12 protein-coding genes are annotated in these 15,734 nt (G+C 33.2%); 8 read left to right on the forward strand and 4 right to left on the reverse strand.

The genetic code is table 11. The features are described from left to right. Positions 1-102: 102 nt before the first annotated feature. Positions 103-1,713 carry a fibrobacter succinogenes major paralogous domain-containing protein gene (locus BAZ10_RS01890; RefSeq protein WP_078770596.1) on the reverse strand — a complete coding sequence of 537 codons (1,611 nt, stop codon included), beginning with the start codon at positions 1,711-1,713 and terminating at the stop codon, positions 103-105. 24 nt (positions 1,714-1,737) lie between these two features. Beyond that, positions 1,738-1,956: a hypothetical protein gene (locus tag BAZ10_RS01895; RefSeq protein WP_078770597.1), complete on the reverse strand. Its 219-nt coding sequence runs from the start codon at positions 1,954-1,956 to the stop codon at positions 1,738-1,740. A gap of 815 nt (positions 1,957-2,771) precedes the next feature. Between BAZ10_RS01895 and BAZ10_RS18800 the strand changes: the two genes are divergently transcribed. From BAZ10_RS18800 to BAZ10_RS01930, 7 genes are all read left to right on the forward strand, one after another. After that, a complete protein-coding gene (locus BAZ10_RS18800; protein WP_108721267.1) occupies positions 2,772-4,241 on the forward strand; it encodes a tetratricopeptide repeat protein in 1,470 nt (489 codons plus the stop codon). 39 nt (positions 4,242-4,280) lie between these two features. Beyond that, entirely contained in the window at positions 4,281-5,723 is a 1,443-nt protein-coding gene (locus BAZ10_RS01905) for a hypothetical protein (protein ID WP_078770598.1), read from the forward strand. Between the two features lie 40 nt (positions 5,724-5,763). Next, positions 5,764-7,209 (forward strand): hypothetical protein, encoded by a 1,446-nt coding sequence (locus BAZ10_RS18805; protein ID WP_108721268.1) that lies wholly within the window; start codon positions 5,764-5,766, stop codon positions 7,207-7,209. 466 nt (positions 7,210-7,675) lie between these two features. Next, entirely contained in the window at positions 7,676-8,392 is a 717-nt protein-coding gene (locus BAZ10_RS01915; protein WP_078770599.1) for an outer membrane beta-barrel protein, read from the forward strand. A gap of 25 nt (positions 8,393-8,417) precedes the next feature. Then, entirely contained in the window at positions 8,418-10,121 is a 1,704-nt protein-coding gene (locus BAZ10_RS01920; RefSeq protein ID WP_078770600.1) for a S41 family peptidase, read from the forward strand. A gap of 347 nt (positions 10,122-10,468) precedes the next feature. Then, positions 10,469-11,113, forward strand: a complete 645-nt coding sequence (locus BAZ10_RS01925; protein WP_078770601.1) for a cytochrome P460 family protein — start codon at positions 10,469-10,471, stop codon at positions 11,111-11,113. A 54-nt stretch (positions 11,114-11,167) separates the two neighbouring features. Then, the gene (locus tag BAZ10_RS01930; RefSeq protein ID WP_078770602.1) at positions 11,168-12,109 is read left to right on the forward strand and encodes a nuclear transport factor 2 family protein; all 942 of its coding nucleotides are present in this window, start codon (positions 11,168-11,170) and stop codon (positions 12,107-12,109) included. A 70-nt stretch (positions 12,110-12,179) separates the two neighbouring features. On the opposite strand, the gene BAZ10_RS01935 is transcribed toward BAZ10_RS01930, so the two are convergent. Then, positions 12,180-13,475 (reverse strand): outer membrane protein assembly factor BamB family protein, encoded by a 1,296-nt coding sequence (locus tag BAZ10_RS01935; RefSeq protein WP_078770603.1) that lies wholly within the window; start codon positions 13,473-13,475, stop codon positions 12,180-12,182. 79 nt (positions 13,476-13,554) lie between these two features. Then, positions 13,555-14,388, reverse strand: coding sequence for a hypothetical protein (locus tag BAZ10_RS01940; protein ID WP_078770604.1), 834 nt, complete (start codon positions 14,386-14,388; stop codon positions 13,555-13,557). A gap of 300 nt (positions 14,389-14,688) precedes the next feature. Between BAZ10_RS01940 and BAZ10_RS01945 the strand changes: the two genes are divergently transcribed. Next, positions 14,689-15,693: a helix-turn-helix transcriptional regulator gene (locus BAZ10_RS01945; RefSeq protein ID WP_245803719.1), complete on the forward strand. Its 1,005-nt coding sequence runs from the start codon at positions 14,689-14,691 to the stop codon at positions 15,691-15,693. The last annotated feature ends 41 nt before the right edge of the window (positions 15,694-15,734 follow it).

Raw genomic sequence — 15,734 nt, forward strand, 5'->3', positions numbered from 1 at the left:
GAGACAGTCATAAAAATGTATTAGATCATATTATATATTTTATTTAATTGTTTGGGCGGAAAAACCCGCCCAAACAGTTCAAAAAATGTTAATTGATAAATTTTATTGTGAAATACAACGAACAGAAAAGCCATATGTGCGATTGCCGCTACTCATGAAAATGCTAGTTCCACCAAAGTATAGGTAGCTAGCAGTTATTCCAGCTTCACTACTAGTCCAGTAGTTGTTACTAAAGCCTCTACCGTTTAACACGCCTCCTGCAATATCTCGGTTACCAGCAGCAGGCAGCATTAATGTACGTATATTCGAAGGATTTCTAAAGTAAATTGCGGAAGTGTAATTCCCATCAATCCAGGTACCTACTCTTTCGATATTGTTATTATTAATTACGGCCTGCAACTGAGATGTTGTGGGTACGCGGTAACCTGCTGGGCATGGATCATTGGCTGTTTTAGAAGTATCGCTCCAGCTTCCGTTTGCTTTTGCTACACCATTCCATCCGAATATTATCCCACTATTGCTCTGATCATTTGCCTGTGAAATATACCTTCCGGTTTCATTGGTCTGAGCTCCCCACTGGTACTTGGCACCATGAATTGTTGCTGCTGGTGTAAAAGCATCAGCGCTGGTGTCCGCCCCCAGATTATGACACATAAATTCTTTATAATTTGCAGGATTTGTATTGGCACCAATATAAGCCCCACATTTTTTTAAACTGATTGTCAGATTACTTTTGTTTTCTGGCGTAATCTTAAAGGAATTAGGAAAGCTAATGTTTTTAGTAACACCTGCTAATGTAATTTGTGCAGAAAAATTTCCAGTAGCATTTCCAGCAGTATCTGCATTCACAAATACGGGACTGGCAGTTTGGATGGTTCCTGGAAATCCTGAAGAAGGGAAATTCAGTGTAGCGCCGGAAGTTGTAGTACTTCTTCCTGACATAGTCCCTGTATTTAAAGAAAAACTGCCATTACTGTAATGCGGTGTTAAAACTGCGCCAGTGATAGAGCTCATACTCCCTACACCCGTTGAGTTGATAATCGTGGTGATCTGGGCTACTTTATGTCTTAAAGTTATATTTAAGGTGCTATTGGTAGCGTTAGGTGTAAATGGGATCTTTTGGTACATAAAGTCCCTGTTGGTATTATCATAATTTACAGTAGCACTGCTGATGTTATTCTGTTCGCCCGAACTAATCGCAGGAAGACTTGCTATACCATAGGAATAGATAACAATATTATAGGCAGCTCCGCCGTCCAGCATCATTGGAGTGGCTGTTTGTCCAACGGTATAGTCCTGATGGGTATGATAGCTGCCATTGCTTCTATAGGCAATTACACGAAACTTCGTTCCGGATGTAATAGGATTTCCGGGAGCAGCAGTTACAGGATTTAAACCCAAAGAAGCCTGAGTCGGAACCTTAGATGCATCTGCTGAAGGTGATAACTCTGCGGTAACGACACTGCTGGGAGTTACAAGGATGCTATGACGCTGTATTTTGTCAGCAGAATTTAAAATATCTGCTTTACCTGAAGAGGCCTGGCCGGATAAGTTGCCCGATTCCGCAAATTCAGTACCCAACAGATTAAAACTAACAGCCGAACTTCCGCTGCCCGACAAAGTATTTTCTGTATCTGTGCTACGGCATGAACCTATCAAAAACAAGGACGAAAGCCCTATAATGTTTCTTATTAAGTATAATTCTTTTTTCATTTTTTGTTTTTTTTATTTTATTATTTAAAAAGGTGCTTCAATAGTGGTGTCATCATTCCCGTTCCAGTTCGTCTGAACCTGATCCGTATTTCCATTAACTGTTACAGGCGAAACGGCAGCTGAATTTGCCGCTATTCCACATTCCATTTCTATAGTCATGACATCCAGTATCGGAGTTGAATAGTTTTTCTTTTCCTTATTTTGTTTAAAAAATTCTCCTTGTGTTTTTTGTTGATTTTTCATGCTTGTCATTTTTAAATTTTAACTCCTTATATTCAGTATTGTATTTGTTAATTCTTGCTTTTAATTACAGATTCAGAAACCGATTAATAATTTGAATGATTTTATTTGAGAAAAGGGGGCTTATATAGTGTGCCCCCCTAGACCGGTCAGGTAACAAACAAATAAATGATGATATTAAAACACATCCTGACTGGTTCTCACAAACAAATGAATTAATGATATTGTTAATAGGTTATAGAAACTTTTTTCATAAAATGTAATTAGAGTTATAGTGTTGTGTTTTTCTGGTACAAATATTATAAATGTATAATCTATGTATATAAAATCGTGACCCTACACCGACCCTATATGTATTTATGTTTTTGATTTTCAGGTTGTTTTGTTTTTTTTATCTGTCGTATTGACTTACATAATATTTTACCAGCTCATAGTGAAATATTTAAGATTTATTTCTTTTGATGATAAAGAAAATGTCGTTGCTAAGGGAGGAATAGCCTGTAGTAGTTTCCGAAGAAATGGTTAGTGATTGCAAATGAGCGATAGGTAGTATGTAATAAATAATACTTTAATGTATTGTATATCAGTTTTCTATCAATATGTATGATCTGTGTATGATGTGTTGTTTCTGTAATATTCGACCAAATTTGTCAATATTTGTAAACCATAGTGTTCTTTTCTTTACTGGCATTCAGCCTGTAGCCTGTTTTTTAGGATGTATAAGGTGTAAGTAGGAGGAGAAATTAAATTACTATTAATTTTTTTTGCATTCAATATAAATACTAAAGTATTATTATATTTATAGTAATAATGTAAATATGCATAATGTATTTTATGATATGATGAATATGATTGTTAATAGAAAAATAATTTTGATTTTTCTATTGGTTTTTGTGATTTCCTGTACCTCTTCCTCAAAAAAGGATTATTATACGCGTTTTGATTTGCCATTGCTGAAAAAGAATCAGGACCTTAGAAAGCAAGGAAATCGCAAAGCTGTAATAATGCTTAATGATCAGTACCTGAAAATTGCTAATCAGAATAAATATGAAGAGGGAAAAGCACTATGCTATATTAATCTCGCAAACTTATCCCTGGCTTCTGGTAATTTTAAAGATGCTTTACCTCTGCTGAAAAAGGCAGAAAAAATTCTGGAACACTCAGAAAATAAATTTCATAAAGCCATATTATTTGAAAGTTATGCTACACTCAACAGGCATCTTGAATTGTTTGATAAGGCATTGTATTATAATGCAAAAGCACTCGGTATATTTAAGGATATGGATAATGTAACTGGTAAAGATTATTTATTGGCAAATGCATATTCAAAAAGAGGAGATTATTTATTCCAAAAAAGCAGGTTCGATTCGTCTCTGATTTATTTTCATAAATACAGAAACCTGATGAAGGATATTGGTATAGCATGTAAACTTTCAGAATTTCATGCAGAGAGGAACAATCTGGACTCGGCAGGAATTTATATGCGTCAGGCTCAGGATATAATTAACAGCAGTGCATTAAAGGTGCCGCCTTATGATCTTTTTAATTTTTATCTGACTTCAGGCAATTATTATACTAAAGAACAGCATTATGCAGATGCAGAAGTGGCTTATACCGAGGCAAATAAAGCGATGGAAAATATCCGGCAGGTATATGGCAGCTATTTTACGACAAAGTTATATAAACCACAATCGGATTATTATAAAAAAACAGGAGACCACACTAAAGCGGACTATTATAATACTTTATATATAAAAGGAAAGGCTGAGCTTGCCAATAATCAGCAGGAAATTATTGATGCAACCATAGATACTTTTGTTGGAAATATAGAGCGTGAGGAGCAACGTTATAAAAGAAATATGTGGAGTGCTATTTCTTTGTTGATTATAGCGGTAGGGGGCGTCGGGTTTTATATATATAAACGGATAAAAGTTTTGCATCTGAAGCGGAAAGCATTAAAAAGTAAGGTTGAAGAATTACAGTTGGAGTCTCAATCTAAAAAACAAGAAGAAGTAATAAAACTGGCCAAAAAAAATGATTCGACATTTTTAGTGAAGTTTCAGGAAGTTTATCCTGAGTTTGTTACAAAGCTACAGGCTATAAATCCGGATCTTGAAGTTTCGGAGATTACATTTGCAGCTTTAATCAGTCTTAACTTTACTTCAAAAGAAATTTCAACCTATACTTTTGTTCAGCATACCTCTGTACAGCAGCGTAAACGAAGACTGCGCAAGCGATTAAATATACCAAGTGACATGGATATGTATGAGTTTTTTCAGGAATTATAATACATAAGATTAACCAAATTTATAAAACTATAACTGACAATGCACACAGATAAAAAGAGATATTGTATAATTATACTATTATTATTTATACTTACCTCATGTGACTCTAAAGCTAAAAGGGAATATTACTACAATAATTTTGATCTTCCATTGATAAGGGAAAGCCGTATACTTAAATTAAACGGAGATTATGATGGTTATATTGCACTTCAGAAAAAATATATGAAGATTGCAGATCAGAATAGTTATAAAGCAGGTAAGGCAATTTGTTATATTCACCTTTCTCTGCTGGATAATTATTCAAAAGATATTCAAAATAGATTGTTTTTCCTGCAAAAAGCTGAAGAGATTATTGAACCCTCTAAAGATCATTTTCACAAGGCTATTCTATATGATGGCTATTCTACTCATAATTCCAAGCTTAAGATTTATAACAATGCTTTGTACTATAATAATAAAGCCTTTGAAGAAATAAGTAAAACTAGTGATGGAAATGCTAAAAAGTATTTATTATCATTAATGTACATGAGAAAAGGTGTTTATTTAGCCAATAAAAATCAATATGATTCAGCATTTTCTTATTTGTACAAATCAAGAAAACTGGAAAATGGAATTGCAGTTGAAACATTGATTGGTTCTTTCTATCTTGGTATATATCCTTTAGATTCAACAAAAGCATCCCTTGACCGGGCAAAAAAAATAATGATGCTTTCCGGAGAAAAAAACACTCCTGCTGCTCTGGTTGCAAATATTTACGTTACTGAGGGGACTTACCATTTACTCTTAAAGCAGCCTAAACAGGCAGAAGCATCCTACCTGAAAGTTTTAAATTTATATGATAATAAGATAAGGACTTATCAACCAAATAATGTTTATGATTTACTAGGAGAGTATTATGATAAAGCGGGAAATAGGAGGCTTTCCCGTTTTTATGAGAATAAATTTAATCAGATGAAACTCCAGATTGAAGAGAATAACAAGAAGATATTGGAACCTACGATTAACAAAATTCTGGAAGACATAAAAAATGAACAAAAAGAAGACCGGAGATACTTATGGTTGATTATTGTATTGATAGTATTTACCAGTATTTTTGCTTTAGCCTATACCTATAAAAAGGTTCGGCTGATTTCTAAAAAGAAAAAGAAGCTTATAAATGAAATAGCTTTTCTGAAAGAAGATTCGGGAAATCTGAAGTATAATGAAATGATTGCCTTGGCCAGGAAAAATGACCCTGGTTTTCTTAATGTATTTACGGAAATATATCCTGATTTTATTTCGAAATTGCAACAGATTAATCCTGATCTGGAAAACACAGAACTGGTATTTGCAGCACTTATCAGACTGAATTTTTCTGCTAAAGAAATAGCATCGAGTCTCTTTATTCAGCATGCTTCTGTACAGCAGCGTAAAAGACGGTTGCGAAAGCGCTTTGATCTTACAAGCGATATAGACCTGTATAAATTTTTCAGCGAATTATAATAAGCAAAATCAACTAAATTTATAAAAACGACAATTAGCCATGCATATAAATGAAAAAAGGTACTACGTATTGGCACTGTTATTACTCCTATTAACCTCATGCAACTCCAAAACGAAAAGGGAAAATTATTATAACAGTTTCGATCTTCCATTGATAAGAGAAAGTCGTAATCTTTATTTTTCAGGCGATTATGATGGCTATATTGCGCTTCAGAAAAAATATATGAAAATTGCGGATAGGGAAGGTTATAAAGATGGTAAAGCAATTTGTTATATTAATCTTTCACGTCTGAATACTTCTTCAAAAGATAAAACAAACCGGTTGTTTTTCCTGCAAAAAGCCGAAGAGATCATTGCCACTTCCAAGGATCATTTTCACAAAGCTTTTTTATACGATGCCTATGCTTCTGTCAGTTCCAAAGTAAATATTTATAAAAATGCGTTGTATTATAATAATAAAGCACTTGACGAAATAAACAAGACAGACAGTGAGAATGCTAAAAAGTATATGCTGTCAATATTATACATGAGAAGGGGCAGTTATTTATATAGCAAAGAAAAATATGATTCGGCATTTTCATATTTGTATAAGTCAAGAGAACTGGAAAAGGGAATTGCAATTCAATCGGTGATCTGCGGATTTCATCTTGGTCTGGATCGGTTAGATTCAACAAAGGTATGTCTTGATCGGGCAAAAAAAATGATAATGCTTTCCGGTGAAAAAAAAGTGCCTGCGGCACTGGTTTCCTCTATTTATGTTACTGAAGGAGATTATCTTATGAGCCTAAAGCAGTATAATCAGGCAGAAATCTCCTATTTAAAAGCTTTAAAATTTTATGATACAAAAATAAGAACTTATCAGCCCACTGAGGTTTATGAAGCACTTCAACTCTATTATAAAGAAACAGGAAATATAGAGCAGGCTCGCTTGTATGAGAATAAATTTAACCAGATGAATCTTCAGATTGAAGAAAATAACAAAAAAGTACTTGAGCCTACGGTTAACAAGATTTTGGAAAATATAAAAAATGACCGAACTAAAGATCGGAAATATTTGTGGTTTATTGTTCTTTTAATAGTGTTCACAAGTATTCTTGCTCTAGCCTACGCTTATAAAAAGGGTCGATTGGTTTGGTTAAAGAAAAAGAAGCTTGTAAATGAAATAGCTTTTCTGGAAGAAAATTCTGAGAATAAGAAGTATAATGAAATGATTGGTTTGTCCAGAAAAAATGATCCTAATTTTATTAGTCTATTTAAAGAAGTGTACCCCGATTTTATTTCAAAATTACAACAGATAAATCCGGGTCTGGAAAATTCAGAGCTCATATTTGCAGCGCTTATCAGACTGAATTTCTCAGCTAAAGAAATAGCATCGAGTCTCTCTATCCAGCATTCTTCTGTACAACAGCGTAAGAGACGATTGCGTAAGCGCCTTTATCTCTCCAGTGAGATAGATCTTTATAAATTTTTCAGCGAATTAAGATAGTTCTTTTTCAAATATTTTGAAGTATTCATTATATCATTAATACTTCTTTGTTTATCTCTGTGAATTTGGAGGATAAACTATTTCCCTGCTTATTTTAATACATAATCTATACTTTCTGTAAAAATCAATAATAATGCTTTAGATAGCAGCGTTACGAGTTGCTATACTAATTCTTCAATAAAAAGAGATATCGTTTTTATTATAGCATAGACTTATAGTTAATGCTACTTTCATCCTACATGTTATTTTGGAAAACGATATATTAAATTCTATATCCTACATAGACCTGTCAAGTGCCTGTGCTGGCTGATTTACAATAGTTCGATGTTTCCTGTTTTTATAATTTCGTCATGTTGGTAAATAGTGATACCACGATATATTATCTGCAAAAACAGACCTTATGATCTGAAAAGGTTCTTATTCTGCTGTTCTATACTGTAAACAACTAACACTAATATAAAATTTTATGAAAAAAAGATTAATTAAAATTTTCTGCCTTTGTCTCTTACCTGTTGGGGTAGGGGTATCTGCACAACACAAATTCAAAATTGGCCTGGATGCCGGATATACATATACGATTATGCATGCCAATCTCTCCAGCCTTAAGGATTCAAAATATACTGGGCGTTATGGCTACGGGGTCAATTTGTCAGGAGAATACAGAGTATGGAAAACATTATTTGTCTCATCAGGAGTTTCGTATCTGCAGAAAAATTATGAATTTGAGAGAACGGGTGCATATAGTGGATGGTACAGTAAATATACTAATGATTTTCTAGCTTTTCCTTTGCTAATAGGGACTTATGTATTCAATGATCCGCATGAAACCAAAGGTGTATGGGGAAAATTAGCAGGTGGTATGTATACGGAGTATTGGCTGAAAAGAAAATTTGATGGACAATATCCTGTTTTTGGAGAATTAAATTTAGATGGATCCAATCCTTATACTAAAGTTTCCGGTACCTATGATTTCAAGGCTAATGAAAATCAATTTAGCCGGATAGGTTATGGTCTTCAGGGACAAGCTCAATTAGGCTATTCTTTTAATAAATTCGATGTGTATGGAGCTTTTAATTATCAATATGGCCTCTCAGATATTACTAAGGCTAATAGTGATAAAAACCAAAAAATGAGTACCCGTTCTTATATGCTCTCCGTTGGAGCTACCTATAAATTTGACTAACACTTTATTTAACATCTATATTATTATGAAAAGAAATTTTATTAAAATACCAATTTTAGCTATTGGTCTTACTATATCAGCATTATCACTTAATTCATGTGTAAAGGAAGATGAAGTATCTATAACGGAACCCACGCGATATACTGAAGATGATGTAAAATCCTATGGTGATCTTTTTAAGTTGTTTTGGACTGTAATGGACGAGCGGTATAATTATTTTTATGAGCAAAAAAGAAAAGACGGAATGGATTGGGATGCTATTTATAAAGAGTATTATCCTAAATTCGCTGCTTTAAAATCGTATAAACAGGAAGGTTTTACATCTCAGGAGAAAGAGAGCGATGCTAAAAAGGCAGAAGAATACTTCGCAGCTATTATAGAACCAATTATCGACAGACACTTTGTTATAGGTATACAGCTTCCTACAGGCGGTAATTTAAAAGTATTTAGAGGAGATTCAAAAAGCAAAAAAAATAATATATATGATTTTACAGGTAAAAGAACTTATATGATTAATCAATTAACATCTGATAGTAGCATAGCGGGAAATTTTACTGATGCTTTAGGAAATGTAACATTTAGATTCCTTGCTGGAAATTTGAAATCCAATCCGGATATTTATTACTTAACTTCAGATGGTTTTTCTTTCTATAATCTCATTATGCAACCAGCTGATCAATACCTTGTCCCTGGATCTGATAATACAAACATATTGACACTGGCGGCAATAGAAAGTAATGCAGAGCTAAATGCGATTAAAGATGTTTCACAAAGAAACAAGGTGCGGGATTTTACACTAAATATTCTTAATCAATGGAATTCTTTCTTTACTTCTGCAGATGTCAGAAACTTTAATGAAGGAGTAAAGGTATTTAATAGTACTGAGATAGTATCAGATGCTTTTATTACCGCAGCAAATAGTGTATCCATCAAATCTGCAACACTTCCTAATTATGCTAGTTCTTCAACTTATTCTTCCGTGCGTAATACAGCAACTCAGGCTTATATTACCTGGTTTATGGGGCGTATAAAGGCCCACACAGAGAATGCCTATAATTATCCAAAATTTAAAAGTGATATACCTGGTATTTTATACAGAATGAAGTTTTATCAAAAGCTTTTTAATCCATTGCAGCGAGGTGAAATCAAGAAACTGATAATCGATCTAAGAGATAATGGTGGGGGTGCAGTAGTAGATTTTAAGTATTTTGTAGAACGTTTTGTTACTAAGAATGCAATATATGCTTATCAAAGAACAAAAGAAGGAACTGGTCGATTTAACTATACCCCATGGATACCTGTAGAGGCAAAAAGACACCAATATGCAATGTCATCCAATATTCCGATTACAATTTTAACAGACAAAGGTAGTGTCAGTATGTCTGAACTTTCAACATTAATGTTAAAAAGTCAAGGGTCTCAGGTGATTTCAATAGGAGATTATACTGCAGGAGGAACAGCCGGGTTAACAACGGACTTAGATCAATTTAATGGAGGTATTAACAACTTAAGTGGAGGCTTTACTTCTGTTGCTGGTTTAATGAGATTTTATGTGCCGGTAATGGCAACAAAGGATATGAATGGTCAAGTTATAGAAGGAATCGGGATAAAGCCTGATATCTATGTAACTCCCCCTACAGATGCAGAGCTAACTACAATGAAAAACTCACCATCCACTTTTGTAGACAGAGTAATGCAGGAAGCTGTAAAGTATTTGTCTTCTAAGTAATCAGTTGTTTTCTGAATAGAAATCTGTAATATTTTATTTAGAAATAATTTGTACAGATTGTAGTCTCTTAAAATACACACTTGCAACCAGGTACCGTGAAGAAATTGAATATTATGTTATCAGTTATGACTGGTTAATTATACATACACTGATTTAAAATATGCATACATTTTTTCTTCTTCTCATAATACAGAAATTCTTCACAAAACATATTATTGGGTACCTGTGTTGCTTTTCTATAAAATGTAAATACAGAAACAGAAATTTTCTCTTACCAGAACAGCTATAGAGATAAAGTCTTTTATAAGAGACAGTTTAGCTGATAGTCTGTCAATAAAACCTAAAAAATGAAAATAAACTATAAAAAAAGTTTCCCTGCATTTATAATGGCAGGGGTTCTTGCGTGCATATATGCTTGTAACAAAGGAGATGCAAAAGAAAAAAGCTATTATACCTTTAACGAAAAAAATGAATTGGTACGTCCAAAAGACTATCGGACATGGGTATTTGCGGGAACAGGAACGACACCTAAATCTCATGATCGTGCTGCTCTTTTTCCTGATTTTCAGAATATTTATATTGATCCAGAAAGTTATCGTTTTTGGAAAGAAAATGGTTATTACCGTGATGGAACCATTTTTGTAAAAGAACTTATCCGAAAAGGTGATACAATTTCCCCTATAGGAAAAGGCTTTTTTCAGGGTGATGCTTATTCGGTGTCTGCTACGATTAAAGACAGCATTCGTTTTCCTGATGCACCGGGTGGGTGGCAGTATTTCGAGTATGATACAGATAATGGACTCTTAGCTGAAGCTTCGCCTGCAGTGGGCGGTTCTTGTATTAGTTGCCATTCCAAAGCTGCTGCAGGTTATGGCGCATTTACTGAACTTTATTTACCTATGCGGGATGCAAAAGGTTTTGGTAAAGGAAATCCTGAAAATCTTAATACCCGCAAAGGTATAATCTCAAAAACGAAAAAAGAGCAAAAATAGGCTCTCCTTGCTGAATCGCAAATTCACATATTATACCAAATTACAATTTCTATTATGACAAACCGAATTCTAATTTCAGCCATTGTATTACTGAGTTTTCAATTGCAGACTTTTGCTCAAAATACAAATACAGACTATTCTGAAAGAGTAAGAAAAAATGCCTCAAAATTTCATATGAATTTTACAACAGGGGATTTTGTAAAAAACGCACCCATGGTAAACGAGAAAATTTATTATGATTCAGACAATACAATTGTCATTGGGCGTGATAACTTTGTAAAGGATATTTCAAGCTTTCATAGTTCTTTTCCCGATTTGGCTCTTCGGGACAGAATAATAATTGTTGATGAGAACCAAGCAGCCTTGCTTTATATTATGCAGGGAACTCAAACAGGCCCTTACGGATCAATTCCTGCTTCCGGAAACAAGATTAATGTGTATGCTGCGGAGTTTTTTACAATGGACAATAATGTGCTCATGAAAGAGCTTTTGACCATTTCTCAGTACGATCAGTTGGTACGTCAGATTACTGGAGAAGAAAAAATAGAAAGGCAAGAAGACGTAAAGTTGCTGCCTGTAAAAAAAACAAATATGGCATATAAACGTCTGTTGAAAGATAAACTAGATGCATACGTTCAGAATTTCAATACCCGCGACTGGAATGCTCTGGCAGCAATGTTTGCTGATAATGCAGCGTTTAAAATTAGCGGTATGTCTTATAAAAATACCTCGGCATTTATTAATGAGCTAAAATCAATAATTCAGAAGGTGCCTGATGTTACATATCATCTGATCAGAAATATAGTGGAAGGTGACAGAGGAGCAATCGCCTATGAGGTGAACGGGACATTGCCCAATTCCGATAAAAGTGATGCGAACCGAAAAAGTTTGCAAAACGTAAAACAAAGCATCCATTTTCAGTTTGACGAAAAAGGGAAAATCACAGACATGGTCGCTATATACAATAGCGAAGATTTTAACAAACAACTAAAATAATTATTGCAACAGGCAGGACAATAACCTGCCTGTTTTCAATTATAAACATATTAATACTTTATCACTAAACTTATTTAGAAATATATTTAATCTGTAAATTGTTGTGCTGGTTGTCTTTAAAAGATTTTGCTATAACAAGTTTTGATGTTTTTGTATTGGTGTCGAATATTTCAATTCCCTTTTGGGTAGCATATATAAAATGAGTTTTGTCGATAGGCTCTATATTGGATAATGGCTTATTCTGAATTTTAACTTCAGTAAAGTTTTTGCCATTAGCATCCATATAAAAAATTGTGTTTTCTGTATTACCGATAATTTTGTCTTTAACAGTCGACCAGTTTATGATATCAGCCTTTATTACTTGTTTCCACTTTGTTTTACCATTGTCTGTATCAATTGCGAAAATACAAGATTCAGTACGAATGCCGTCCCTCAGAACAGTATATAGAGTTTCATCTTCCAGAAAACTTTTAGCATCCCCGGCAAAGCTATAATGTTCATCTTTAAATATCCATTTAAAAACTTTTGGATTTTTAATAAATGTATTATTAGGATCAGAAATATCTGAATTTGGAAGGTTCGCATCTTTATCAAGATTAAGGCAATAAAATTTGCCTTTTTCATCACCTATATAAAGGTTTTTGCCATCCGTCTGCATCTGGTTGTAAATAGGATATTCAAACTGGCTTACATCATGATGTTGAAGAGGCTGACCTGCAACTTCCACATCACCATCGAACATTCCGTAAGAAGTAGGGGTGCCTGTTTGAGAAGTATACATTTCCAGATAGACAGCTGAGTTTACAAAATAATTGTTGCGGTATTTTACAGGTGCATATAAATTGAACACAGTAGGTAAGGAGCTGGTCCATGTTTTTTTACCAGTAATTCTGTTGAAGTTATACAGCCATGCATTCGTAGTCTCTGGTTGTCCTGTGGAAGCCATTATTATATTTTGGCCATCCACAAGTGGTTGAGACATAAATAAAGGCATGATTGACTGTAGCTTTTGATTTTGCTGATTAGTGTCGTCACTCATGTCCATTGATAGATCTTCGTTGCCATCGATCTGTTGCTTCCATATTACTTTACCTGTGTTAACATCAAAATTAATTAGCTTTCCACTTTCAAAAGGCATAAAAATATTTTGTCCGTCCAGCGTAAAGAGATTTCTGTTACCTGTGGAATCCATTGGACTGTTATATTGCCATGTTATTTTATTTTCGTCAAGATCAAAATTATAAATAGAGCCCTCTGTTGCTACGATCAGTGTTGTGTGCTCCGTTTTTGTAGGTTCGGCTGATGGAATATTGTTACAGCTTGAAAGAGCTTGCAGGATTATCGGGAGTAATAATAGTTTTTTCATGGGGTATCAATTTTCGACCTGTTGTATCTGATAAAAATAATAATTGTAAGTAAAGAAGATAGGACTAAATCTTTTATTACTAATAGAATTCGATTGTTTTAATATTCTGGCTTTCTAAATATTTTTTTATAAAAAATCGGTGCTTAAATCCTGTAAGCAGAATAATTTTTTTTCCGGGATTCTCTTTATAGTATTTGATAACATTTTTTGCGATACCTTCATTTCTGATGTTTCCTTCAAAATTTGACCAGTTATTGAAGTATTCTTTATATGTAATAGTGTCTTTCTTGTTTTTGCTGCTCAGTAATCTAAGTTTAGTAAATTCATTATGATTATTCACAATGTCTCTTGTCCGGTTATACTGGTATTTCATCAGACTGTCGACAAGGGCGTCTGACTGTTTTGAATTAACTGTTTTCAAATCCTGTTTAGCAATGTTTTCAACAGAATTCCAATAAGTATCTAGTTGTGATAAATGTTTTTTTTCCTGCTCAGAAAGTTTTATTTCTCCTTTTTTATCCAATTCTTCGATTTTATTAAAAACAAAACCTGCTTCCGGATAAATCCCCAATTCTTTTCTGTAATTGTTTCTGCCTTCTAATTCGGCAGGTTTAATTTGAACGCCAGGGTTTTCCTTCTGGTATCTTAATGTAGCCTGAAATTCATTATTACTGATGCCATCGAAGTCAGTTTTTAGCATATTTTCTTTTTCAAAAATATTGGATTCCGCTTCCAGTAGTATAATGTCGGGCTTGAAATTTGATAAAATTTTATAAACAGATTCAGTATTAATATTCTCAGCACCATAATGTATGGTTCCTAAAATAATAACCCGGGAATCTTTATAAGGATTAATGGAAGTGCTGCAAGAGATCACAAAAATAGATGATAAAATAAGAGATAAATACTTCATGGATATTAATTTTCTGGTAAAAATAATAATTGTCAATAAAGAAAAACAGATTAAATCACATTTTTTTGAAATAATAAATAGATAAGATTTAATTATAAGATAGTATGATGGTAAATATTTATCTAAGTGTAAATCAAAATCTATTTTGAAAGAATCACTTGCATCAGGTACTTTAAATCACTCGCGAGTGCAAATGAGTGCAGCTTTATTGCTGGATTTTCATGAGTAATAAATAGGTTTGTGTAAATTTTTGAGGGATACTTTCAGTTAATTATCATAGAAGAAGATTAAAAAATGAAAATGAGCACAAGCTATTTTTCAAGAACTGTAAAAGATATATATGAGAAGATTTCTTTCTGGGGAATTGATCATAACGCAAGTGAAATTGAAAAAGATTTTACAATTTTAATTAATCAATATCTTGCTTTATTAACGCTTATTTTCTTTTCGCAAGGGATTGCGATTTATACCTTTATAGCATTTACTGTTGATAGTCTTTTTTTACTTTCAATATCCTTGTTATTCGCACTTTCTTATATTATAAAAGAATACAGGAAGAACAAATATGTTATTCTCATTACCTTTGTTTTGCTGAATTTTATTATAACCTATTATTCCTCTTTTTGTGGTGTAGAGAGCTGCGTTTTTTTATTTTATTTCCCGTTGCTTCTGGCTATTCCTTTTTTTTTAAACTATCCCAAAAATAGGGTGGAAATTTTTATCATTTCCATTATTGTACTAGGGAGTTTATATATATCTGCTATATATAATTTCAGTCTTATACCACAGTCGGATTTAGTTTTAAAATATCATTATCAGAATAAGTTGCTGATCATGAATATTACCTTTAGTTTGCTGATTTTCAGGATTACTTACTATTTTGTCGGAGAGAAAAAGAGAGAAGATTATATGTTAGTAGATTTCAATGTGACTAAAGATCAGTATATTAGGGATTTGCAGGTTAAGATTGAAATGTTGGAAGAACAGCACAAGAAAGAAAAATTATCAGAATCAGATATCCGTGAAATGATCAGACTGGCGCAGACCAATGATTCGATTTTTATAGAACGTTTTGATTTGTATTTTCCTAATTTCTTTAATACTATAAGAAATGCCTCAAATACATCCCTTACAATGTCAGATCTCTATTTATGTGCAATGTTAAAGCTTAATTTTAGTAACAAGCAGATTGCATTATATAGTAACTCTACAGTTAAATCGGTGGAAAGCAAAAAATACAGATTAAGGAAAAAAATCGAAATTCCTGCTGATCAGGATTTCACGATTTGGATTACATCTGTATAAGAATATACACTCCAAATTAAAATTTAATTTTTAGACAAAAA

Origin of the sequence: Elizabethkingia occulta, assembly GCF_002023715.1 — a bacterium.
In the GTDB taxonomy this organism is placed as follows: domain Bacteria; phylum Bacteroidota; class Bacteroidia; order Flavobacteriales; family Weeksellaceae; genus Elizabethkingia; species Elizabethkingia occulta.